This is a genomic window from Aeromicrobium sp. 9AM, assembly GCF_902506105.1.
In the GTDB taxonomy this organism is placed as follows: domain Bacteria; phylum Actinomycetota; class Actinomycetes; order Propionibacteriales; family Nocardioidaceae; genus Aeromicrobium.
The window spans coordinates 1,084,916-1,107,016 of record NZ_LR733303.1; the positions used below are offsets into that span (position 1 = coordinate 1,084,916).

At 67.6% G+C, this 22,101-nt stretch carries 25 protein-coding genes and 4 tRNA genes; 15 read left to right on the forward strand and 14 right to left on the reverse strand.

The annotated features are described in order from the left end of the window. The first annotated feature begins 14 nt into the window (after positions 1-14). Positions 15-1,355: a sugar ABC transporter substrate-binding protein gene (locus BOSE46_RS05465; protein ID WP_159539018.1), complete on the forward strand. Its 1,341-nt coding sequence runs from the start codon at positions 15-17 to the stop codon at positions 1,353-1,355. 96 nt (positions 1,356-1,451) lie between these two features. Next, positions 1,452-3,209 carry a beta-galactosidase family protein gene (locus BOSE46_RS05470; RefSeq protein WP_159539020.1) on the forward strand — a complete coding sequence of 586 codons (1,758 nt, stop codon included), beginning with the start codon at positions 1,452-1,454 and terminating at the stop codon, positions 3,207-3,209. A gap of 1 nt (position 3,210) precedes the next feature. Here the strand turns inward: BOSE46_RS05470 and BOSE46_RS05475 are convergent, their stop codons facing one another. Next, positions 3,211-3,456: a hypothetical protein gene (locus BOSE46_RS05475; RefSeq protein ID WP_159539022.1), complete on the reverse strand. Its 246-nt coding sequence runs from the start codon at positions 3,454-3,456 to the stop codon at positions 3,211-3,213. Between the two features lie 44 nt (positions 3,457-3,500). Continuing rightward, entirely contained in the window at positions 3,501-3,668 is a 168-nt protein-coding gene (locus BOSE46_RS05480; protein WP_159539024.1) for a hypothetical protein, read from the reverse strand. 171 nt (positions 3,669-3,839) lie between these two features. Between BOSE46_RS05480 and BOSE46_RS05485 the strand changes: the two genes are divergently transcribed. Continuing rightward, positions 3,840-4,043 carry a hypothetical protein gene (locus BOSE46_RS05485; protein ID WP_159539026.1) on the forward strand — a complete coding sequence of 68 codons (204 nt, stop codon included), beginning with the start codon at positions 3,840-3,842 and terminating at the stop codon, positions 4,041-4,043. Positions 4,044-4,103: 60 nt separating this feature from the next. Here BOSE46_RS05485 and BOSE46_RS05490 read toward each other — a convergent pair whose 3' ends face one another. The 4 genes from BOSE46_RS05490 to BOSE46_RS05505 form a co-directional block, all read right to left on the reverse strand. Beyond that, positions 4,104-4,334 carry a hypothetical protein gene (locus tag BOSE46_RS05490; protein ID WP_159539028.1) on the reverse strand — a complete coding sequence of 77 codons (231 nt, stop codon included), beginning with the start codon at positions 4,332-4,334 and terminating at the stop codon, positions 4,104-4,106. A gap of 97 nt (positions 4,335-4,431) precedes the next feature. Further along, positions 4,432-4,508, reverse strand: a tRNA-Val gene (locus BOSE46_RS05495). Positions 4,509-4,529: 21 nt separating this feature from the next. Then, positions 4,530-4,603: transfer RNA gene (locus BOSE46_RS05500), tRNA-Cys, on the reverse strand. A 27-nt stretch (positions 4,604-4,630) separates the two neighbouring features. Further along, a tRNA-Gly gene (locus BOSE46_RS05505) sits at positions 4,631-4,702 on the reverse strand. 80 nt (positions 4,703-4,782) lie between these two features. On the opposite strand from BOSE46_RS05505, the gene BOSE46_RS05510 reads away from it, so the two are divergent. Continuing rightward, on the forward strand, positions 4,783-5,616 hold the full coding sequence (locus tag BOSE46_RS05510) for an aminotransferase class IV (RefSeq protein ID WP_159539030.1): 834 nt from the start codon (positions 4,783-4,785) through the stop codon (positions 5,614-5,616). 54 nt (positions 5,617-5,670) lie between these two features. Continuing rightward, positions 5,671-5,742: transfer RNA gene (locus BOSE46_RS05515), tRNA-Val, on the forward strand. 366 nt (positions 5,743-6,108) lie between these two features. Here the strand turns inward: BOSE46_RS05515 and BOSE46_RS05520 are convergent. Continuing rightward, on the reverse strand, positions 6,109-6,744 hold the full coding sequence (locus BOSE46_RS05520) for a hypothetical protein (RefSeq protein ID WP_159539032.1): 636 nt from the start codon (positions 6,742-6,744) through the stop codon (positions 6,109-6,111). A 205-nt stretch (positions 6,745-6,949) separates the two neighbouring features. Between BOSE46_RS05520 and BOSE46_RS05525 the strand changes: the two genes are divergently transcribed. Continuing rightward, positions 6,950-7,288 carry a hypothetical protein gene (locus BOSE46_RS05525; protein ID WP_159539034.1) on the forward strand — a complete coding sequence of 113 codons (339 nt, stop codon included), beginning with the start codon at positions 6,950-6,952 and terminating at the stop codon, positions 7,286-7,288. Positions 7,289-7,458: 170 nt separating this feature from the next. On the opposite strand, the gene BOSE46_RS05530 is transcribed toward BOSE46_RS05525, so the two are convergent. Continuing rightward, positions 7,459-7,635: a YegP family protein gene (locus BOSE46_RS05530; RefSeq protein ID WP_159539036.1), complete on the reverse strand. Its 177-nt coding sequence runs from the start codon at positions 7,633-7,635 to the stop codon at positions 7,459-7,461. A 125-nt stretch (positions 7,636-7,760) separates the two neighbouring features. On the opposite strand from BOSE46_RS05530, the gene BOSE46_RS05535 reads away from it, so the two are divergent. Next, the gene (locus BOSE46_RS05535) at positions 7,761-8,090 is read left to right on the forward strand and encodes a hypothetical protein (protein WP_159539038.1); all 330 of its coding nucleotides are present in this window, start codon (positions 7,761-7,763) and stop codon (positions 8,088-8,090) included. A 7-nt stretch (positions 8,091-8,097) separates the two neighbouring features. Here the strand turns inward: BOSE46_RS05535 and BOSE46_RS21555 are convergent, their stop codons facing one another. Continuing rightward, entirely contained in the window at positions 8,098-8,232 is a 135-nt protein-coding gene (locus BOSE46_RS21555) for a hypothetical protein (RefSeq protein WP_256366697.1), read from the reverse strand. Then, on the reverse strand, positions 8,229-8,396 hold the full coding sequence (locus BOSE46_RS05540) for a hypothetical protein (RefSeq protein ID WP_159539040.1): 168 nt from the start codon (positions 8,394-8,396) through the stop codon (positions 8,229-8,231). Before BOSE46_RS05540 ends, BOSE46_RS21555 begins: the two co-directional genes overlap by 4 nt. A gap of 195 nt (positions 8,397-8,591) precedes the next feature. Between BOSE46_RS05540 and BOSE46_RS05545 the strand changes: the two genes are divergently transcribed. Continuing rightward, on the forward strand, positions 8,592-8,930 hold the full coding sequence (locus BOSE46_RS05545; RefSeq protein ID WP_159539042.1) for a cupin domain-containing protein: 339 nt from the start codon (positions 8,592-8,594) through the stop codon (positions 8,928-8,930). A 3-nt stretch (positions 8,931-8,933) separates the two neighbouring features. Here the strand turns inward: BOSE46_RS05545 and BOSE46_RS05550 are convergent, their stop codons facing one another. The 3 genes from BOSE46_RS05550 to BOSE46_RS05560 form a co-directional block, all read right to left on the reverse strand. Continuing rightward, a complete protein-coding gene (locus BOSE46_RS05550; RefSeq protein WP_159539044.1) occupies positions 8,934-9,323 on the reverse strand; it encodes a hypothetical protein in 390 nt (129 codons plus the stop codon). A gap of 25 nt (positions 9,324-9,348) precedes the next feature. After that, on the reverse strand, positions 9,349-9,954 hold the full coding sequence (locus tag BOSE46_RS05555; RefSeq protein ID WP_159539046.1) for an acetoacetate decarboxylase family protein: 606 nt from the start codon (positions 9,952-9,954) through the stop codon (positions 9,349-9,351). 73 nt (positions 9,955-10,027) lie between these two features. Beyond that, complete coding sequence (locus tag BOSE46_RS05560) at positions 10,028-11,488, reverse strand: NAD(P)/FAD-dependent oxidoreductase (protein WP_159539048.1); 1,461 nt, start codon at positions 11,486-11,488, stop codon at positions 10,028-10,030. Positions 11,489-11,615: 127 nt separating this feature from the next. On the opposite strand from BOSE46_RS05560, the gene BOSE46_RS05565 reads away from it, so the two are divergent. After that, positions 11,616-13,100 carry an FAD-dependent oxidoreductase gene (locus BOSE46_RS05565; RefSeq protein WP_159539050.1) on the forward strand — a complete coding sequence of 495 codons (1,485 nt, stop codon included), beginning with the start codon at positions 11,616-11,618 and terminating at the stop codon, positions 13,098-13,100. Position 13,101: 1 nt separating this feature from the next. On the opposite strand, the gene BOSE46_RS05570 is transcribed toward BOSE46_RS05565, so the two are convergent. Beyond that, complete coding sequence (locus BOSE46_RS05570) at positions 13,102-15,432, reverse strand: PAS domain S-box protein (RefSeq protein WP_159539052.1); 2,331 nt, start codon at positions 15,430-15,432, stop codon at positions 13,102-13,104. Positions 15,433-15,569: 137 nt separating this feature from the next. Here BOSE46_RS05570 and thrS point away from each other — a divergent pair, with 137 nt between their 5' ends. The 6 genes from thrS to BOSE46_RS05600 all read left to right on the forward strand — a co-directional run bounded on the left by thrS (position 15,570) and on the right by BOSE46_RS05600 (position 21,958). Next, positions 15,570-17,546, forward strand: coding sequence for a threonine--tRNA ligase (gene thrS, locus BOSE46_RS05575; protein ID WP_159539054.1), 1,977 nt, complete (start codon positions 15,570-15,572; stop codon positions 17,544-17,546). After that, positions 17,543-18,091 (forward strand): HIT domain-containing protein, encoded by a 549-nt coding sequence (locus BOSE46_RS05580; protein ID WP_159539056.1) that lies wholly within the window; start codon positions 17,543-17,545, stop codon positions 18,089-18,091. Before thrS ends, BOSE46_RS05580 begins: the two co-directional genes overlap by 4 nt. Positions 18,092-18,096: 5 nt before the next feature. Continuing rightward, a complete protein-coding gene (pgsA, locus tag BOSE46_RS05585; protein ID WP_159539058.1) occupies positions 18,097-18,735 on the forward strand; it encodes a phosphatidylinositol phosphate synthase in 639 nt (212 codons plus the stop codon). Positions 18,736-18,861: 126 nt separating this feature from the next. Then, on the forward strand, positions 18,862-20,514 hold the full coding sequence (locus BOSE46_RS05590; RefSeq protein WP_159539060.1) for a sigma-70 family RNA polymerase sigma factor: 1,653 nt from the start codon (positions 18,862-18,864) through the stop codon (positions 20,512-20,514). 85 nt (positions 20,515-20,599) lie between these two features. Beyond that, complete coding sequence (locus BOSE46_RS05595; protein ID WP_159539062.1) at positions 20,600-21,199, forward strand: sortase domain-bontaining protein; 600 nt, start codon at positions 20,600-20,602, stop codon at positions 21,197-21,199. Between the two features lie 150 nt (positions 21,200-21,349). Further along, a complete protein-coding gene (locus BOSE46_RS05600; RefSeq protein ID WP_159539064.1) occupies positions 21,350-21,958 on the forward strand; it encodes a hypothetical protein in 609 nt (202 codons plus the stop codon). Positions 21,959-22,101 lie beyond the last annotated feature (143 nt).

Sequence of the window (22,101 nt, forward strand, 5' to 3'; positions counted from 1 at the left end):
ACGAGAGGAAACACATGATCACCACTCCACGACGCCGGCTGCTCCGCGCCGCCGCCGTCACAGCCGTGGCGGCGCTCGCCCTGTCGGCCTGCGGCGGCGCCTCCGACGACGGCAAGTCCAGCAACACCGGCGGGGCCAAGGACGTCGCGGCCGCGCTCAAGAAGGGCGGGACCATCACGGTCTGGGCCTGGGAGCCGACGCTGAAGGCGGTTGCCAAGGACTTCGAGGCCGAGCACCCCAACGTCAAGGTCAAGCTGGTCAACGCCGGCACCGGCAACGACCAGTACACGGCGCTGCAGAACGCGGTCAAGGCCGGCAAGGGCGTCCCCGACGTCGCGCAGATCGAGTACTACGCGCTCCCGCAGTTCTCCCTGGCCAAGTCCGTCGCCGACATCAGCTCGTTCGGAGCGTCCGGCCTCGACTCGACGTTCACCCCCGGCCCCTGGGCGTCGGTCAAGCAGAACAACGGCATCTACGGCCTGCCGATGGACTCCGGCCCGATGGCGCTGTTCTACAACAAGGAGGTCTTCGACAAGTACAAGGTCGCGGTCCCCAAGACGTGGGACGAGTACGTCACCGCTGCTGAGAAGATCCACGCCGCCAACCCCAAGGCGTACATCGCGAACGACATCGGCGACGCCGGGTTCACGACCAGCATGATCTGGCAGGCCGGCGGCCAGCCGTTCAAGGTCGACGGTGAGAAGGTCTCGATCAACCTCGGCGATGCCGGCTCCAAGCGCTTCGCCGACACGTGGCAGAAGCTGCTCGACAAGAAGCTGCTCGCGCCGACCGCATCGTGGAGCGACGGTTGGTACAAGGGCCTTGGTGACGGCACGATCGCCACGCTGACCCTCGGTGCATGGATGCCCGCCAACCTCGAGTCGGGTGTCAAGGCCGGCGCGGGCAAGTGGCGCGTCGCACCGATGCCGCAGTGGGAAGCCGGCGCCAACGCGACGTCGGAGAACGGTGGCAGCTCGCTGGCCATCCCGACCGCCAGCAAGAACAAGGCGCTGGCCTACGCCTTCGCGGACTACGCGACCGCAGGCAAGGGTGCCCAGACCCGGGTCGACGCAGGTGCGTTCCCGGCAACGACCAAGCAGATCAACTCGCCGGAGTTCGTCAACAAGAAGTCCGACTACTTCGGCGGCCAGGAGATCAACAAGGTCCTCGCGGCCTCGGCCGAGGACGTCGTCAAGGGTTGGTCCTACCTGCCGTTCCAGGTCTACGCCAACAGCATCTTCAACGACACGGTCGGCAAGGCGTACGTGTCCAAGACGACGCTCGCCGACGGCTTGCAGGACTGGCAGAAGAAGTCGGTCTCCTACGGGGACCAGCAAGGCTTCACCGTCAACTGACCGCCGTACGTACGCGGGTGGTGGGGGCCTCTCGATCAGAGGCCCTCACCGCCCCGTCGGACCACGCCACTGCTCTCACCCCACGAAGGAAACGGCATGACATTCGCGATCGGCGAGCACGACTTCCTGCTGCACGGCGAACCGTTCCGGATCCTGTCCGGCTCGATCCACTACTTCCGCGTCCACCCAGATCTCTGGGCGGACCGGATCCGCAAGGCCCGTCAGATGGGTCTCAACACGATCGAGACGTACGTCGCCTGGAACGCCCACGCACCCCGGGAGGACGAGTTCGACCTCTCGGGCAACCTCGACCTCGGGGCGTTCCTCGACGCGGTGGCCGCAGAAGGCATGTACGCCATCGTCCGCCCCGGACCGTACATCTGCGCCGAGTGGACCAACGGCGGCCTGCCCGCGTGGCTGTTCAGCGACAGCACGACCGGGGTGCGGCAGGACGAGCCGCGCTACATGTCGGCCGTCACCACCTTCCTCGAGCAGCTCGCACCGGTCCTGGTGCCGCGCCAGATCGATCAGGGCGGCCCGATCATCCTCGTGCAGGTCGAGAACGAGTACGGCGCGTACGGCGCCGACAAGACGTACCTGCGCAAGCTCGTCGCTGTGAACCGACGGATCGGCATCACGGTGCCGCTCACTTCGGTCGACCAGCCGACTGACGACATGCTCGAGAACGGCAGCATCCCCGAGCTGCACCGGACCGGATCGTTCGGGTCCCGCTCACCCGAGCGCCTCGACACCCTGCGCCGGCACCAGCCGACAGGCCCGCTCATGTGCTCGGAGTTCTGGGACGGCTGGTTCGACGACTGGGGGAGCCATCATCACCTGACGTCGGTCGAGGACACCGCACGCAGCCTCGACGAGCTGCTCGAACGTGGCGCCTCGGTCAACATCTACATGTTCCACGGCGGTACGAACTTCGGCTTCACCAATGGCGCGAACGACAAGGGGACGTATCTCCCGATCGTCACGAGCTACGACTATGACGCGCCGCTCGACGAGGCCGGCAATCCGACTGAGAAGTACTGGGCGATGCGCGACGTGATCGCGAAGTACGCCCCGGTCGGCGACGAGAAGCCGCAACCTGCCCCGGCGCCGCCGGCCTTCACCGCGCCGATCCGCCGCATCCTGCCGCTGTGGGACATGCTCGAGGTCCTGGGCTCGTGGACCACGCACGAGAACCCCCCGACGATGGACTCGCTGAGTCACTACGAGGGCTTCGCCGTCTACCGCACCGCGATCGACGTGTCCGGTCCTGCGGTGTTCCACGTCGACGAGGTACGCGACCGGGCGCAGCTGTTCCTCAACGAGGACAGCCTCGGCGTGCTGGCGCGCGACCACCACGACACCACGATCTCCCTGCCGGCCGCCGCGAAGGGCACGCTCGACCTGCTCGTCGAGGATCAGGGCCGGGTCGACTACGGCCCACGCATCGGTGAGGCCAAGGGCTTGATCGGCGAGGCCGGCATCAACGGCCGACCTTTGCGCTCGTGGTCGGTCCTGCCGCTGGAGCTGAGCGACATCACCCCCGCGGCACAGGCCCTGGAGTCCAGCGGTTGGCTCTCGTCCGTCGCCGGCCCGGCGTTCGTCAACGCGTCCTTCGACCACCCGGGGTCAGGCGACCTCTACCTCGACACCGCGACGTGGGGCAAGGGTGTCGCCTGGGTCAACGGCTTCTGCCTCGGCCGTTACTGGTCCCGCGGGCCACAGCGCACGCTCTACATCCCTGGCCCGGTGCTGCACCAGGCCGGCAACGAGATCATCCTGTTCGAGCTGCAGGCGACGACGGCGCGTGAGGTGTCGTTCGTGTCCGCACCCGAGCTGGGCCACACGGAGGCCTGACCTACTCAGGGCTGGGTGGCGACTGACGCTTGCTCTCGGCGGCGGCCTTGAACATCGTCAGTACTCGCGACAGCGCCGCCGCGATGATCGCGACCGGGATGACGGCGTACGCCCATGTCTTCGAGAGCACGTCCTGGTCGACGAGGATGAGCACGACGAGCACCGCGACGACGGCCGCGAGGATCACTGACATCGCGATCCACCAGCTGCCGCGTGTCGTGCCGAGGTCCTTCGATGATTCGTCCACGTCGGAGGCATACCCCAGCCGGGCCGTGCTCACGCGCGTACGCGTCAGACGTCGTCAGACTCGAGCTCGGTGTCGGGATGTCGGTCCGTCGTCCACCCCATCGACTGGAGCCTGTCCTCGAGCTTGCGACCTGCGGTCGAGCTCATCCTCGCCGCCAGCTCGTCGTTCGGAAGCGGCGACTCGTACCCGCCGTCCTTGCGTTGCCTTGCCACGGTCATGACCTCCCCATAATCGTCACATCACAGAGATTTCGAAGCAGAGATTAGGACGGTTCGGTCCGATTTTCAAGACTTCGTGGCGACCATGTTCGCGCAGGTCAGCACGTGGTTCGGGGCGCTGCTGATGGGTATGTCTCAGGCCACCGACAACACGAGGAGGCACTCATGACCGAGTCACCCGTCCCACCCGCCGATCCGAACTCGACGCCCGAGGATCCGGACACCGCTCCGGCACCGAATCCTGGTGAGAATCCCGATCCGACCAACCCGGCACCCGGACCTGACTCCGGCCAGGGCGACCCCGTCGACCCGGTCCAGCAAGGCGCACCGGCGACCGGTCCGGAGGCCCCGCAACCGCCCACCAGCTGAGCTCGGCGCACGTCAAGAAAGCCTCCGGCGATGCCGGAGGCCTTCTGTGCTGCCGAGAGCTCAGGGCAGCACGAACTCGTAGTCGGCGCGATCGGAGATGTGCTGGGCGTAGTCCCGCACCTGGGTGTCAGGGACCTCGACACCGATCTCGGCCAGCGACCGCTCGACCTCGGGCAGGATGTCCTCGACCGGCAGCCCCGAGAAGCTCTTGCGAAGGGACTCGTCGGCGGCCACGATCTGCTGGCTGACACCTTCGGGAGGCTCGGACAAGGAGGTGACGGTGGTGCGCATCCTCCGACCGTAGGACGCAATCAGCTGGGGCGCGACACGGAGGATTCGACAGAGGTCCGGAAACCAGAAGAACCTCTGATTTCTCAGAGGTTCTCAGTGGTGGGCGATACAGGACTTGAACCTGTGACCTCTTCCGTGTCAGGGAAGCGCGCTACCAGACTGCGCCAATCGCCCGTGCCTATGGAGTTGTGATGGTGGAGGTGGGTACGGGATTTGAACCCGTGTAAACGGATTTGCAGTCCGTTGCCTCGCCTCTCGGCCAACCCACCGCAGGATGGGTATGGTGACCCTCTCCGAGCGGACAACGAGATTCGAACTCGCGACCCTCACCTTGGCAAGGTGATGCTCTACCACTGAGCTATGTCCGCACTGCCTCAAATTGAGGCGACACGAGACTTTAGCCGATGAGTGGGCGTGATCCCAAACTGGGGTCGGCTAGCGTGGCGGCATGAAGACATGGCTCAACGGCGACCTCCTGCAATCCCCGGAAGCACCGGCCATCAGCGCCCTCGATCACGGGATCATCGTGGGTGACGGAGTGTTCGAAACGGTCAAGATCGAGGGTGGTCAGCCGTTCGCGCTGACCCGTCACCTCGACCGTCTGGTGCGCTCCGCCGAGGGCCTCGGCATCGGCAAGCCGGACGTCTCTGCGGTCCGCGAGGGCATCGCCGCGACGATCGAGGGACAGGGCCTGCCGTTCGGTCGCATACGCGTGACCGTGACGTCCGGACCCGGCCCGTTGGGGTCACCGCGGGGGAGTGCTGGCCTGACGCACGTCGTCATCACGGAGCCGTGCGAGCGCCCGCCGTCGGTCAGCGCCATCGCGACCGTCCCATGGCCCAGGAACGAGCGGGGAGCGCTCGCCGGCCTCAAGACGACGTCGTACGCCGAGAACGCCCTGATGGTCGAGCACGCGATCGCACGCGGCGCCTCAGAGGCCGTCATGCCCAACACTGCGGGCCTGCTGTGTGAGGGCACGGGGTCCAACATCTTCTACGTCATCGGCGAGCAGCTCATCACCCCGACGCTCGAGGCCGGTCCGCTGGCGGGCGTCACTCGTGCCCTGGTGCTCGAGTGGTGCGCCGACGAGCTCGACGTCGTCGAGCGCGATGCACCGATCGACGTGCTCCAGACGGCGGACGAGGTGATCCTGGTCGGTACGACCCGCGACGTGCAGGGCATCTCGCGCGTCGACGAGCGCGAGCTCCCCGCCCCAGGACCCGTGACACGCATGGCTCAGGAGATCTGGGCGCGCGAAGCAGCCAAGGACGTCGACCCGTGAGCCAGCCTCATTCGGAACCCGCACCGACCATGGGTTAAGGTTTCTGACGCACGCGGGCGATTGGCGCAGTGGTAGCGCGCTTCGTTCACACCGAAGAGGTCACTGGTTCGAACCCAGTATCGCCCACCCGTGAGATATGGCCTCTGACCAGCGGAAACGCGGTCAGGGGCCTTTCGCATTCCCCGTCCCGTGCAACATACGTGCACCAAGGAATCGGAGACGGAGACTAGATGACTTTTCCAGCGACATCCAGGGTGCGTGTCGTGAGAGGGTCCAGTCTCGGCAAGGACGCCCGATACCGTCCCGCACAAAGGTGCTGGTGGTTGATGCTGATCTCTCGGAAGAGACAAGGGAGCGTGTCAATGGAGCGATTGCTGCCGCACCTCTTCGCGGCCGACGTAGTGTCGCTCTGGCATCGACATCAACTCGACCGCCCCGCAGTCACTTCTTCCCGAAGAGCAGCCGAGCGCTCGTCTGTCGGGCGGCCGTTCGTCAGCAATCCTTGAACATCCGGATCGTCGCCTCGGCGTACCAAGGGTCGAGCCCTTTGGGCGCCACGTACACCCGTGGATGCACGTCGCTCCATCCACACTCAAGCGACTGGAAACCGGCTGCGACGACTGTGACCTTGACGTAGGCAACGCTGCCCGGACGGTAACCACCGATGGGTATCCCGGTGTTGGCTATGGCGTCGTGATCCAACTGCAGGCCATCCGGATTGCTTCCATTGGCAATGACGGTCGATTCAGGTACGAGGCCGAGCTGCCAAGGAAGATCGAGGGTCGCAATCACGTCCCTCTGCGTTTTTGCGCTGGTGTTCTTGTAGGTGATCAGGAGCTCGATCTTCTTTCTGGAACCCACTGGTGAAACCTCGTCGGCCCACTCGCAGTGGGCTCCCGGTCGCTGAGCATCCAAACGCACCGCGAGATCCTTGCCCGGATTGTCCAGGGTGGTCTTTCCACACCCTTCGCCCTTCTTGAGTGGCTCTGCGACAACCTTGTCGTTCGCTAGCAAGTCTCGGCCCCATTCCGTCGCCGTGAATGCGTAGGCGACCAACGCAAGCAAGCTGGCCGGAATCCCAACCCAGAGGGCCACGGCCTCCCAATGACGCCTCGCCCCGATTCCCATGCGGAAACAATGGCAGTGATCGGTCAACAGTGTGGCGTAGTTCGCTGCATTCCGTCCGCTACCGGGAGTAGCGTGACGCGCATGAACACCGATCGGCGACTATCTCGCCGCGAGATAGGTCAGCGCCCGTAAGGGGCGCGGCCACTTGCTCCAGCCATTTGGCTGGGATTGGAGTACTCAAATGTACGTATCAAGCACGTTCGTCATGCCCGAGGGCAAGATCGTTCTCGAGACCCGCGACGTCGGCGGCCTCAAGGGATTGACCGCCGCCGTGGTGAACGACCTGTTCTGCACGCACGATGGCGACTGTGACGAGGCGTTCTGCCTCATCTCTCCGCCTACCTGGGCCTGGTACGTGGGCATCGGCGGATTCGACTACCGCTTCACGCTCGGCGCCGTGCTGAGGAGGCTCGGAGTCTGGGCCGCTTGCTTCGATCACCCGCTTCTGAAGTCGGATGAGATCTCGGCAGACGACGCGGTGGACCTGTACGGGTGGGATCGCGCTGCTCTCGACGACGCGCTCGCGGGAGACGTTGAGGACTGAGGCCTAGGCTCACCCGCTCAGATTTGTCATGCTGAGCGGGTGACGGCGCCTGCTCGTTGGCTCGGCCTTTCGCTGTGTCCGTATCCCAGTTGCGACCGTCGCCCTCGAACACGAGGGCATTTCGCATTCCGGCCGAGAATTCGGCGCTTTCGAGGTGCCGTCCGAAGCCGTCAGACCTCGACCGTGGGCGCTCCCGGCGCGTTGTTCTTGACGGACTCGATGCCGTTCAGCGCGCTGGACTTGGACGAGTAGCCCTCGGAGACCGCAATGGTCTGGCCGTTGCTGGCCTTGAGGCGGAACCGGTACTCGCCGGACTTGTCCCGGTACAGCTCGAACTTTCCTGCCATGGCGCACGACCTCTCGGAGACGTTCCGCCGCATGATGCGGTTCAGCCAAGGTAGTCCTGTGCGGGCGGCCTTGTCGCCGGAACGACGTGAGCTCGACGGACTCTGGTCACGGATAGGCTGTCCGTATGTCGAATGAGCTCGGGCTTTCGCTGATGCTGGGTCCGCCGTTGGTCATCGTGGCTCTGGCCGTCGCGTTCCGGGTCCTCGGTCCCGGTCGGTCGCGATCGGCCGCGGCGGTGACCGTGCCTGCAGACGTGAGTCCGGCCCGGCTCGAGATCGCCACGTCTGTCGCGGCTGGAGTGCGCGAGGGCAAGGCGGTCCCGAACGACTCGACGCTCGTAGAGGTCATGGCGCTCAAGGACCAGCGCAAGCCGGCACACGCCGTCAAGGTCCTCCGGCAGCGCGCCGGGCTGGGACTCGGCGACGCCAAGCGGCTCGTCGACCGCCTGCCCTGACGCGTCGCTAGTCGCGATCAGCCTGCGCCGGACCGTCGCCTTCGGGTGGGTTCTCGTCGACCTCGTGCTCAGGGTCCGGGGCGAGGCCGGGATCGAGGTCCGGGTCCTGGCGCCGGATCGGGTCGCTCGGGTCGACGGTCATCCGTCGGCCCCGGATCCGTCGCCACCGTCGGCGTCCGGGTTGGTGACTCCCGGCTCCGGTATGACGGTGGAGCCGCCGTCGGGATTCGACGAGGGTGTGATCTCCGGGTCCTCGGTCGGCCGGGCTTCGGGATCCGCGCCGGGCTCGATGGGTGACTCGCTCACGTTGCTCTCCCTTCCTCGCCGGCTCCGGAATGAGATCGGCGGGCTGGAGAGTCTGCGTAAGGCCTCCAGCCCGCCCGATATCTCGACTGCCGGTCGAGGTCCGGTGTATACCCCAAAGGTCTGGCAGCAAACACTGATTCTGGACCTTTTCGCACACTTCTTGACCGGCATTGCGCGCGGGACCACACTCGACGGATGGCAGATCCGGTCGAGTCCAACCCGTCGCACTACACGGTCGTCTTCGAGAACGAACGGGTGCGGGTGCTGGAGTACCGCGATGCACCGGGGGACCGGACGACACCGCACAGCCATCCCGACACCGTCATGGTGACGATGAGCGGATTCGACCGACGTCTGAGTGTCGGCGACCAGGTCCGCGAGGTGTCGCTCGAGCCCGGTCTCGCCGCGTGGCTGCCGGCGCAGACCCACGCGGGCGAGAACATCGGCAGCACGGAGACGCACGTGATGTTCATCGAGCTCAAGGAACCGGGACCGGCGTCCGCAGAGCCGACGCTGGGGCCGCAGACGGACTGAGGGCTACTCGCCCGTGCAGGAGCTGTAGGCCTTGCCGTACTCCTCGGTGTCCTGCATCGGTGCGACGTCGGGCTTGCTGATGGGGCCACCGGTGACCGCGTAGTACGCGTCGGCGTAGGCCACGAGCTTGGTGCCGTCCTGGCACTTGGTGACCTCCTGAGTGCCGTACGCGCCGTCCTCGACGCACTGCGTGTAGTCCTCGGGCAGGGTCGCGCCGCTCTTCCAGATCTCGGCGCAGTCCGGGCCCGTCGGCGCTGGTGTGGTCTTGGTGGCCGAGGGCTTCGACGAGTCCTTGCCATCCTTGCCACTCTGGCCGTCGCTCTTGCCATCCGACGAGGTGCAACCGGCGAGCAGCATCAGAGCGGTCAAGGTCAGGATCGCGAGGCGAGGCATGATCCGACCCTAACGGCAGCGTGGGCTAGGCGGCCCGCCGCCCGAAGAGCAGGTTGAACGGCCGGCAGGCGAGGGTCAGGAGTGGCCTGCGGCCGTTGAGGAAGGCGAGCGGCCCGTCTCCGGCCAGCGACCATTTCGCCGTGGCGAGGCCGAGGCGAATGCGACCCGACACGAGTGAGACCAGCAACGTGCCCGCCCGGTCCTGGGCGATGCGGAAGCCGACCGGCAGCCGCCACGGCAGCCGGCGCGAGCGACGGACGGCGAGCGACCCGATGCCCTGGGCGGCGTACGAGGAGTGGCGGGCGACGTCGAAGTCCGCCAGGTCCTTCGGAATGGCCCAGAGCCGGCGCCCCCCATCGCGGGAGGCCACGCTGTTGACCCAGATGTGCGTGATCGACACCCGCGGCCGCCACCCCTCGCGCACGAGCACGGTGGCCATGATCTCGTCGTACGTCAGCGGGCTCGGCTCCTCGTAGACGAAGAACGCCGCACACACGATCGCCCGGCCCAGGAGCGTGACGGTCCTGGTCCCCGGCGCACTGACGGCCGGCGCGAGATCACGGGGGAGCAGCCACACGCCGACGTACGCATGACCGTGCAGGTCCCACGGCTCGTCGGGGTAGTCAGTCATGTCGTCACCTTCAACAGAAGCCCACGATACGAAGGCGACGACACGACATCCCGATGTTCGCTCGCAAGCTCGCTCATGCCCACCGGAAGGCGCTCGGCTCGAGCACCTTGGTGGCCTTGGCGAACGGCAGCGTCGCGCCCGGCCAGTTGGACGTGATGCGGCCGGAGCGATGGCGATACCAGTTGTCGCAGTGCGCCCACGCGGAGTGCTCGAGCTTGGCGACGACGTCGCGGTCGTACGCCTCCTCGGCCTCCTGCGTGACCTCGATCGTCTCGTAGTCGCCGGCCACGAGCCGGTCCAGCGCCTGCCTCATGTGGCGGGCCTGCGCCTCGAGCATGTAGATGATCGATCCGCCACCGAGGTTGGTGTTGGGGCCGTAGGTGACGAACAGGTTGGGGAAGTTGGGGACGTACATGCCGAGGTACGCATGTGCGCCGTCGGCCCACTGGGTCGCCAGCTTCTGTCCGTGGGTGCCGGTGATGTCGATCGACTGGAGGAAGTCCTGGCTGTCGAAGCCGGTCGCGTAGACGATGGCATCGACCTCGTGCTCGGTGCCGGCCGAGTCGACGACGCCCTTGCGGGTGACCTTGGTGATCGCGTACGTGACGACGTCGACGTTGTCCTGTGCGAGTGCCGGATAGAACTCGTTGGAGAACAGGATCCGCTTGCAGCCGATGGGGTAGTCAGGCGTCAGCTTGGCGCGGAGGTCGGGATCCTTGACCTGCTTGCGCAGGTGCCACATGGCGACGGACTTGTTGACCCGCCCGACCCTGGACTCGTCGTCAAGGCCACGGGCGAACTGCTCCATGAAGGTCCAGATGACGCCGCGCTCGAGTCGCTGGCTGGCCGGCACCTTGTGGAAAAGGGCCTTGTGGAATGCCTTGTAGGGCTTGTCGGGCTTCGGCATCAGGTAGTTGGGGGAGCGCTGGAAGACGATGACCTCGGCGGCGTCACGAGCCAGGTGCGGGATGAACTGCACGGCGCTGGCGCCCGAGCCGACGACCGCGATGGTCTTGCCGGCCGGGTCGAAGGAGTGGTCCCACTCCGCGGAGTGGAACGACGTGCCGGCGAACGAGTCGACGCCCTCGATCGCGGGCAGCCGTGGCCGCGAGAGCTGGCCAACCGCGCTGACCAGGATGTCGACGGTCTCCTCCCTGGTCCCTGAGCTTGTCGAAGGGTCCGCGAAGCTCACGGTCCACGTCGACGAGTGCTCGTCCCACGTCGCGGCGACGACCTCACTGCCGAAACGTACGAGCGGCGTGATGCCGTGCTTGTCGGCGACCGACCGGATGTAGGTGTGGATCTCCTCCTGCAGCGCGTAGCGGCGGGTCCAGTGCGGGTTGGGCTCGAACGAGAACGAGTAGAGCGGCGACGGCACGTCGCAGCCGGCGCCGGGGTAGGTGTTGTCTCGCCACACCCCGCCGAGGTCGTCCGACCGTTCCCACAGCCGGAGATCGGTGTGCCCTGCGCGCTTGAGCTCGAGGGCGACGGCCAGCGCGCCGAATCCGGAACCGATGATGCCCACTGAGGTCACGTGCACTCCTTCGCCGATCGGGCCGACCGGCCGATGCTGACACACATAGTGTCACGGTCGGATCGCCCGCGACACCGTCTCTTTTTGCCGTAACTCTCGTTGACTCTGCAAAACGAGAGGGCTCCCCATGGCTGAGCACGGACTATCACGACGCGGACTGCTGAGCGGCGCTGCCGCCGGGGGCGCGATCCTCGCCATCGGGGGCATCGGTGAGACCGCAGAGGCGGCGACCACCTCAGGCAGCCTGCCCGCCAGCGTCGACGCCGTCGTCGTGGGTGGTGGGCTCTCCGGTCTCGTGGCGGCCCGCAACCTGGTCAAGGCGGGCAACAGCGTCCTGGTGCTCGAGGCTCGCAACCGGGTCGGCGGGCGACTGCTCAACCACACGCTGAAGGGCGGGTCGGTGATCGAGTCGGGCGGCGCCTTCGTCGGGCCAACGCAGAATCACGTGCTCGCGCTGGCCAAGGAGCTCAAGGTCAAGACGTTCAAGGAGTACGTGACGGGCGACAACGTCTACGTCTCCAAGACTCTCGGCACGCTGAAGTACACCGGCACGGTGCCGCCCGACCCGCTGATCCTGGCCGACGCCGCGATCCTGCAGCTGCGCATCGACGACATGGCGTCGAAGGTGCCGGTCGACGCCCCGTGGTCCGCCCCCGACGCTGCGAACCTGGACGCGACGACGGTGGACTCATGGCTCCGGCAGAACACGTTGATCCCACAGGTGCGTGAGGTCCTCAAGGCGTTCTTCCAGGCTGCGTTCGGCACCGACGCCGAGGGCATCTCGATGCTGTTCTTCCTCTGGTACATGGCCACCGCCGGTGACGAGACCCATCCCGGCACGTTCGAACGCGCCTCCGGCACCGCCGACGCCGCGCAGGACTCACGGTTCGTCGGCGGCTCCGACCTCCTTCCGCTGCGCATCGCGTCGGCGCTGGGCTCGCGGGTCGCGCTCAACGCACCGGTGCGCAAGATCAAGCAGACGAGCACCGGCGTGACCGTCGTCAGCGACCGCGGCACGGTCAAGGCCAGGCGGGTCATCGTCGCGGTTCCGCCGCCGCTCGCCCTGGGCATCGACTGGTCGCCGTTGCTGCCGCCCCGGCGCCTGCAGCTCCTGCAGCACATGCCGATGGGCACGTTGATGAAGGTCGACGCCGTGTACGCCAAACCGTTCTGGCGAGCCAAGGGGCTGTCGGGCTCGGCGACCTTCGACGACGGAGTCGTGCGGACCATGTTCGACAACTGTCCGGCCGATGCCAAGGTCGGCGTGCTGCTCGCGTTCATCGGCGGTTCTTCGTGGCAGCGGTGCGCGATGCTCCCGCTGGCCGAGCGCCGCAAGCTCGTGCTCGCCGCCTTCGCCAAGGCGGTGGGGCCCGAGGCGCTCAACCCGATCGAGTACGTCGAGCACGACTGGACCCACGAACGCTGGACGATGGGCAGCCCGGTGGCGTCGGTGCAACCAGGGGCCACCGTGGCGTACGGGTCGACGATCCGGCAGCCGCACGGCCGCGTTCACTGGGCAGGCACCGAGACCTCGACCTACTGGGCCGGCTACATGGACGGCGCCGTACGTGCGGGGGAGCGCGCTGCTGCAGAGGTCGCCAAGCACCTCTGAGTCAGGCCAACGGAAGACTCAGGACGAACGTGCCGGACGGCTGCTCCGCCGAGCTCGGCTCGTAGTGCGCGTCGCCGCCTGAGGCGCGGGCGAGCTCGCGGACGATGAAGAGCCCGAGCCCGCTGCCGCCGATGCTGTCACCGGTCGCGAACCGCTCGAACAGGCGTGGGAGCACGGCGGCGTCGACACCGTCACCTGCGTCACTGACCCTGACCTGCGCCTGCCCGCCGGAGATCGCGACGGTGACGCTCACCGGAGGTTCGCCGTGGGTCAGGGCGTTGCCGATGAGGTTGTCGATCGCCTGGCTGATGCGACCGGGATCGGCCAGGATCTCCGCGTCGTCCCCGGGCTCCACGACGACCGGGAGACCGGGGCGCGCCGCCTGGGCGGTCTGGGCCGCGGCCTCGACCAAGGCCCTGATCGAGATGGGCACCGGGCGGAGGTGCAGCGCGTCAGCGTCGAGCTTGGAGGCGGTCAGCAGGTCGTTGAGCAGGCGTCCGAGCCGGTCGGCGCTGGCCGTCATGCCTTCGAGCAGGCCGGCGCGCTCCTGCTCACCGAGCTCTTCCCAGTGGCGTGACAGGGTGCCGGCCGACCCGCCCAGGACCGCGGTCGGCGTACGCAGCTCGTGCGCGGTGACGGCGAGGAACTGCGACTGGTCGGCCGCGGCCTGCTGAAGGCGTTCGTTCAAGGCGGCGAGCGCCAACGTCGTCTGCTCGCGCTCGTCCTCTGCCCGACGCTTCTCGGTGCGGTCGCGGGTGACCTTGGCGAATCCGACGTGCTCGCCGACGTCGTTGTGCACGGCGGTGATCACGACGTTGGCCCAGTAGCGCGAGCCGTCCTTGCGGTAGCGCCAGCCCTCCTCCTCGTAGCGGCCCTCGCGCACGGCGATCTCCAGCTCCTTCTCCGGATGCCGCTCGGTCTGGCTCTCGACGGAGTAGAAGATGCGGAAGTGCTGCCCGATGATCTCGCGGCTGGAGTAGCCCGTGCTCCGCTGCGCGCCGGTGTTCCAGCTGGCGACCCGGCCGTCGGGATCGAGCATGAAGATCGCGTAGTCGCCGACGGCCTCCACCAGGAGCCGGAACCGTTCCTCGCTCTGGCGCAAGGTCTCCTCCGCGTCGCGGTTGGCCGTGATGTCGCGCGTGACCTTGGCGAACCCCAGGTGCTGCCCCGCGTCGTCGAACACGGCCGTGATGAGCACGTGCGCCCAGAACCGGCTGCCGTCCTTGCGGAGGCGCCAGCCCTCCTCGGAGTAGTGGCCGTCGATGAGGGCGCGCTCGAGCTCGTACTCAGGATGCCGGGCTTCCTGCAGCTCGCGCGGATAGAACGTCCGGAAGTGCTGGCCGATGATCTCGTCGGCGCGATATCCCTTGCTGCGCTGCGCGCCGGCGTTCCAGCTGACGATGTGACCGCTGGGATCGAGCATGAAGATCGCGTACTCCTCGACGGCGTCGACCAGGAGCCGGAAGCGCTCCTCGCTGAGCCGCAGGGCATCCTCCGCGGCGCGCTGCGCCGTGACGTCCTGCGCCTGCAGGAACACGTACAACGGCTGGCGAGCGGCGTCGCGTACGGCAGCGAGGCTGGCCCGCACCGTGCGGGGCTCAGGTGCGCCGCTGACCTCGTGCTCGAAGTGCACGAGGTCGGAGGAACCGGAGATGATCTCGGCCAGGGCCCCCTCGAGCAGGTCGGCTCGACCCGCCGTCACCGTCGCGTAGTCGACACCGACGAGCTCGTCATGCTTGCGCAGCACGATCTCGCCGAGAGCGCGGTTGGCCCGCACGATCCCGCCCGTGAGGGTGATGGTCGCCATGCCGATGGCAGCCTGGTCGAAGATCTCCCGGAACCGCTCGAGGTGCTCGTCGAGCACGCTCTGGTCGTCCTGCGCCTGACTCCGGGCGTCGGCGGCCTCTGACGGGCGTGGAACGGCCTCCAGTACCGGCGGAGCCAGAGGTGCGTCCTCGCGGGTCAGGATCTCGATGAGTCGCGGCGCCACCTGATGGATCGGGACGGACTTCTCGAGCAGCGCCGCCGCACCGAGCTCGAGGGCCCGAGCAGCGAGGCCGTTGCTGTCGAACCCGGTGTAGATGACGACTTTGGTGTCCGGCGAGACCGTCAGGATGCCGGGCAGGGCGTCGAGGCCGTCCATCGTGGGCATCGACATGTCGAGGAGCAGCAGGTCGGGCCGATGCTGATGGGCGAGCGCGATCGCCTCGGTCCCGTCGGAGCCGTCACCGACCACGGTGAGCAGGCCGGACAGCCGGAACTGGGTCTTCATCAGGGCCCGGACCTCGGAGGAGTCGTCGATGAGCACGACCGTCGGAGTGATGTTGCCCATGACCGCAACTATGGTCGCGCGAGCGACATTTCGCGACCGGAACAGCCACCTGATCCCGGTCTTCCTCGCTGGCCTAGGGTGGAGGGAAGCAGCACGCGCCATCCGTAGGGCGCGTCATACCGAACAGAGGGTCACGTATGTCCGACATCCAGGTCGTCCTGAACGCAGAGTCACGAGCTGTCGAGATGGGCACGAAGGCGTGGCAGCTGTTCGCCGAGACGCCCGACGTCATCGCAGCCCGCGTCGGCGGCGAGCTCAAGGACCTCGCGTACGAGCTGGCCGACGGCGACGAGGTCGAGGGCGTTGCCATCGACTCACCCGACGGCCGCGACATCCTGCGCCACTCGACCGCGCACGTCATGGCGCAGGCCGTGCAGGAGCTGTTCCCGGAGGCCAAGCTCGGCATCGGTCCGCCGATCACCGAGGGCTTCTACTACGACTTCGACGTGCCCGAGCCGTTCGTGCCCGAGGACCTCGACAAGATCGAGTCGCGCATGCGCAAGATCGTCAAGGAGGGGCAGAAGTTCGATCGCCGTGAGATCTCCGACGACGCCGCCCGCACCGAGCTCGCCGACGAGCCCTACAAGCTCGAGCTGATCGGCCTCAAGTCGACCGCCGGAGATGCGGCCGAGGGTGCCAGTGTCGAGGTCGGCGACGGTGGCCTGACGATCTACGACAACCTCAAGCGCGACGGATCGCTGGCGTGGAAGGACCTGTGCCGCGGCCCGCACCTGCCGACCACCAAGCGCATCCCGGCGTTCAAGCTCATGCGCAGCGCCGCCGCATACTGGCGCGGTGACGAGAAGAACAAGCAGCTGCAGCGCATCTACGGCACCGCCTGGGAGACCAAGGAAGCCTTGGATGCCCATTTGCACCGCATCGAGGAGGCGCAGCGCCGCGACCACCGCCGGCTCGGCACCGAGCTCGACCTCTACAGCTTTCCCGACGAGATCGGCTCCGGCCTGCCCGTCTTCCACCCCAAGGGCGGGGTGATCAAGCGCGAGATGGAGGACTACGTCCGCCAGCGGCACATCGAGGCCGGCTTCGAGTACGTCGGTACGCCGCACATTGCCAAGGAGGAGCTGTTCTACACCTCCGGCCACCTGCCCTACTACGGCGAGGGCATGTTCCCCGCGCTCGACGTCGACGGCAACGACTACCGGCTCAAGGCCATGAACTGCCCGATGCACAACCTGATCTTCCGTTCGCGCGGTCGGTCATACCGTGAGCTCCCGCTGCGGCTCTTCGAGTTCGGGCACGTCTACCGGCACGAGAAGTCAGGCGTGATCCACGGCCTGACTCGCGTACGCGGATTCGCCCAGGACGACTCCCACTCGTACGTCACGCCGGAGCAGGCGCCCGGCGAGATCCGCCACCTGCTCGACTTCATGCTCAGCCTGCTGCGCGACTTCGGCATGCCGGACTACTACCTCGAGCTGTCGACCCGGGACGACTCCAAGCCCGACAAGTTCATCGGCTCCGACGAGGACTGGGCGCTCGCGACCAAGGTGCTGGAGGACGTGTGCGTCGAGAGCGGTCTCGAGCTCGTGCCCGATCCGGGCGGCGCCGCCTACTACGGCCCCAAGGTGTCGGTGCAGGCGCGCGACGCGATCGGCCGCACCTGGCAGCTCGGCACGATCCAGTACGACTTCAACCAGCCGTCACCTGATCGCTTCAACCTCGAGTACGTCGCCGCCGACGGGTCGCGCCAGCAGCCGGTCATGATCCACTCGGCCAAGTTCGGCTCGATCGAGCGGTTCATGGGCGTCCTCGTCGAGCACTACGCCGGCGCGTTCCCTCCGTGGCTTGCACCCGTGCAGGTCGTCGGCATCCCGGTCGCCGAGCGGCACGCCGACTACCTCTACGAGCTCGCGGCCAAGCTCAAGGCCGAGGGCATCCGCGTCGAGGTCGACGACTCAGACGAGCGCATGCAGAAGAAGATCCGCAACGCGCAGACCCAGAAGGTTCCGTTCATGGTCATCGCCGGTGACAACGACGTCGACGCCGGCGCCGTGTCGTTCCGCTATCGCAGCGGCGAGCAGGAGAACGGCATCGCGATCGATGACGCCATCGCCCGCATCGTCGAGGCGGTCGAGACGCGAGTGCAGGTATGACCGACCAGGACACCGGCCACCAGGACGGGGTGGGGGAGCCGGACGCGTTCGAGCGCCTGTGGACCCCGCACCGCATCGTCTACATCAAGGGTGAGGGCAAGCCCACGACTGCCGCGGAGGCCGACTGCCCGTTCTGCCGCATCCCGCTGATGGACGACGTCGAGGGCCTGATCGTGCACCGTGGCGAGCACGCGTACGCCGTGCTCAACCTCTACCCCTACAACGCCGGTCACCTGCTCGTGTGTCCCTTCCGGCACGTCGCGGACTACACCGACCTGACCGACGAGGAGACCCTCGAGGTCGCCGAGATGACCAAGACCGCGATGCGCACGATGCGCGAGGTGACGAGCCCGCAGGGATTCAACCTGGGCATGAACCAGGGCAATGTCGCGGGCGCCGGCATCGCCGCGCACCTGCACCAGCACGTCGTCCCGCGATGGGGCGGCGACTCGAACTTCCTGCCCGTGATCGGCCAGACCAAGACCATGCCGCAACTGCTCGGCGACACCCGCGACATGCTCGCGGCCGCCTGGCCCAAGGAGTAGTCCCGATGCTCGAACGCTTCCGACAGTTCTGGTCCAACGTGTGGGCGCCGGTCGGCGACCTGCTGCTGCGGCTCGGCGTCAAGCCCGACTGGGTCACCTGGGTCGGCACGATCGGCGTCACCGCGGGCGCACTGATCTTCTTCCCGCGCGGCGAGTTCCTGATCGGCGTCCTGGTCATCACGGCGTTCGTGTTCAGCGACATCATCGACGGCTACATGGCCCGCAAGTCCGGCCAGTCGTCCAAGTGGGGCGCCTTCCTCGACTCGACGCTCGACCGCGTCGGCGACGCCGCGATCTTCGGCGGCCTGCTGCTCTATTACACGACCTCCGACGCGGAGGCCGACCTGGGCAACCCCAAGACGTACCTCTACCTGAGCCTCGCGTGCCTCGTGCTCGGATCGCTGACCTCGTACGCCCGGGCGCGCGCCGAGAGCCTCGGTATGACGGCCAAGGGCGGCATCGCCGAGCGCTCGGACCGTCTCGTGGCGATCCTCGTCATGACCGGGTTCTCCGGCATGTTCGACGCGCCGTTCCTGCGCGAGATCACGCTCTGGGCCCTCGCCGTCGCCAGCACGATCACGGTGGCCCAGCGGATGCTGATGGTGCACAAGCAGGCCGTGGCCGACCCGGGCCTCGAAGGTTGACCGGCGAAAAGTTGTAAGACTCGGCCCGCCCGCGACTCCTACAGGTGAAATGACCGCCAGGAGAAGAGGGCTGACCGATGTCGTGGGTTGCCGGAATGTCGCACCAATCCTTCATAGGATGCGACCGTGACCGACGAGACCGGACCCTCGGATGCCCAGCTCGTCGCGGGGGTGCTGGCAGCAGACCGCGACGCGTTCGCTGCGGTCTACGACCGCTACGGCACCAAGCTCTACGACTTCGCCTACTCGATGCTGCGACACCGGGAGGACGCGGCGGACGCCGTGGCGGACTCGTTCGTGCTGGTCGCCGAGCGACTCAGCCAGCTGCGCGACCCGGAGAGGCTGCGCCCGTGGTTGTACGCCATCGTGCGCAGCGAGTGCCTGCGCAGGCTTCGAGCGCGAAAACGCGTCGCGTTCGGCGGCGAGGAGCAGCTGGTTCAGATGGCTGACGACGCGCTGACCCCCGACCAGGAAGCCGAGCGCGCGGCGATGCAGAAGATCGTCTGGGACGCCTCGGCCGGCCTCGCCGACCGCGATCGCGCCCTCCTCGACCTGCACCTGCGGCAGGGCCTCGAGGGTGCCGAGCTCGGCGAGGCGATGGGCGTCTCGGCGTCCAATGCGTACGTCATGCTCAACCGCCTGCGCGCCCAGGTCGATCGGTCCCTCGGCGCCTTGCTGATCGCGCGCCTCGGCCGCGACGACTGCGACGACCTCGACGACCTGCTCGCCGACTGGGACGGCACGTTCTCACCGCTCGTCCGCAAGCGCGTCTCACGCCACGTCGACGACTGCGACGTGTGCTCCAAGCGCCGCAAGAAGATCCTCAGCCCGTGGATGCTGCTGGCGTCCGTGCCGATCTTCGCGGCACCGCTGACCCTCCGCGACCGGGTCGTGGCGGACACCCAGCTCGTGGCGTACACGACGCCGACCGGGGAGCCGCTGGCGACGACGTCGACACTGGCCCGCAAGCCCGGCACCCGCAGGCCCCGCGTCGCCGTCACGGCTGTCGCAGCGGCGGTCGTCATCGTGCTGTCCGGAGTCGCTGCCGTGCTCTGGGCCGGCAATGACGACGACCCGGCGCCCAAGGACGACATCGTGGCGACGCCCTCGGCTCAGCCATCAGCGACACCGAGCGCAAACGCGACCGACGACCCGGCGCCCACCACGACCCCGACGCCGAAGCCCACCAAGACGAAGGCGGCACCTGGCGTCCTCGCGGTCTCGACGACGTCGATCTCCCTCGGTCGCAGCGGGAGCACGTCGACGTTCACGCTCACCAACTCCGGCGGCCTCCCGGTCGACTACCGGCTGACGTCGAACGCCGGCTGGCTGTCGGCCTCGCCGTCGACCGGCCGGGTCGCGGCTGGCACGTCGACACGGGTGACCGTACGCGCGAACCGCGGCGGCCGCGGCGAGGGCTCGTCGTCGGGGACGATCGGCGTCTCGTGGGCGACCGGGAGTGCGGGGGTCAAGGTCTCGCTCATCGAGGAGCACGATCCCAGCGTCGGCCGGCCGAGCCTCGGCTCGAGCTCGTCCTGCACGAGCAATCCAGTCCGCGTCAGTGTGTCGGACGGGAGCGGACTCTCGTCGGTCGCGCTGCGCTGGAGCGGGGCCGGCTCGGGCAGCAGGTCGATGTCGCGCTCGGGCGGGGTCTGGACAGCCGACATGGGCCAGTTCAACACCGGCGGGTCCGTGACCTTGCGGGTCACGGCCACCGACAAGCGCGGCAACTCCGCATCCGCGTCACGCACGGTCAACGTCAACCCGTGCCCGGGATAACTAGCTGAGCGGCACAAAGTTGTAAGAACCGGGCCGTGCCGGTGCTCCCACTCGTGTAGTCACACGAGAGCCGGAGGCACCTGGCATGAACCGCATCATTCGTACGACCGTCGTCACCCTCGCCGCGTGGGGAGCCCTGTCGGGGCTCGCCGGCTGCGGGCACCACGAGACCGAGGTCCCGGCAGCCGAGCCGGTGCCGACGCAGGCACCGCCGCCGGTCACGGTGACCCACGAGAAGACTCGCCCAGTCGGCAAGCCTGTCCAGCTGGCGATCCCGGCGATCGGGGTCAGCGAGCGGCTGCATCCGGTCGGGCTCAAGGCCGACGGCGCGATGCAGACACCAGCCTTCGGCGAAGCCGGCTGGTACGACCGCGGCCCACGTCCTGGCGCGCCGGGACCGGCCGTCCTCGTCGCGCACGTCCACGGTCCCGCCGGCGACGACGTCTTCGCCCGCCTCAAGGAGCTCGAGCCGGGGGACCGGGTGACGGTCAGGCGTACGGACGGCAGGTCGACGTTCGTCGTCGAGTCGGTGGAGCAGGCCGGCAAGACCGCGCTGCCGTACGACCGGATCTGGAACGACACCGACCGTCCCGTGCTGCGCCTGATCACGTGCGGCGGCACGCCGGACCCGGTCACCCGGATGTATCCGGACAACACGATCGTCTACGCCCGACTGGCCCGCTGACCTGCGGTTTTGCCGCGCGAGACGCGTCCGGAAAAAAAGATTCAGGAAAGTTGCAAGGACTCGAGGGGGCTCGTGCTCCTACATCCGAGCAAGCAACAACCACAGACACCACCACCACAGCAGCACCACCAACCAACAGGAGAACATGACATGAACACCACGATCCGCAACCTGATCATCGCCGCCCCGCTGGCCACTGCCGCCTTGACGATGGTCCCCGCCGCAGCCATGGCGACCGAGCCCGGCCCGGTCATCATCGTCCCGCCGCACACCGACCCCCAGCCTGACCTCGACATCGCACCGGCGCCGAAGCCGACGAAGCCGAAGGGCCCGGGCGACCTCGCTCCGGCGCCGAAGCCCACCAAGCCCAAGGGCCCGGGCGACTTCTCCGACGCGCCCAAGCCGAAGGGTCCTCAGGGTCCCGGCGACCTCTCCGACGCGCCGAAGCCCAAGGGCCCCAAGGGTCCCGGCGACATCACCGCCCCGAAGCCCTGCCCGACGCACGGCGTCGACTGCACCCCGGACAAGGACGAGCCCAAGGGTGACAACGGCACCGAGGGCACCGGAGGCGAGGAGCGCAACTCCGTCGACCAGGTCGTCGACACCGTCGCACTGCCGAACCGCGTCGACGCGGGCCTGGCCTCCGATCAGCAGGAGGAAGGCGGCCTCGACCTCGCGTGGCTGTTCGCCGGCGGCCTCGCCGTCACCGCTTCCGGTGTCGCGTTCGCGGCCCGCAGGCGTACGGGCAGCAACGCCTGACCCGCACCGACAGAAGGGCCTCGCACCGTCCAGGGGTGCGGGGCCCTTCCTTGCGATTCCAGCGGTCGGCGATGACGTGACACGAACTATGTAACATTGGCATTGACACATACCGACGGTATGGCGCATGCTGGCGAAAGTTC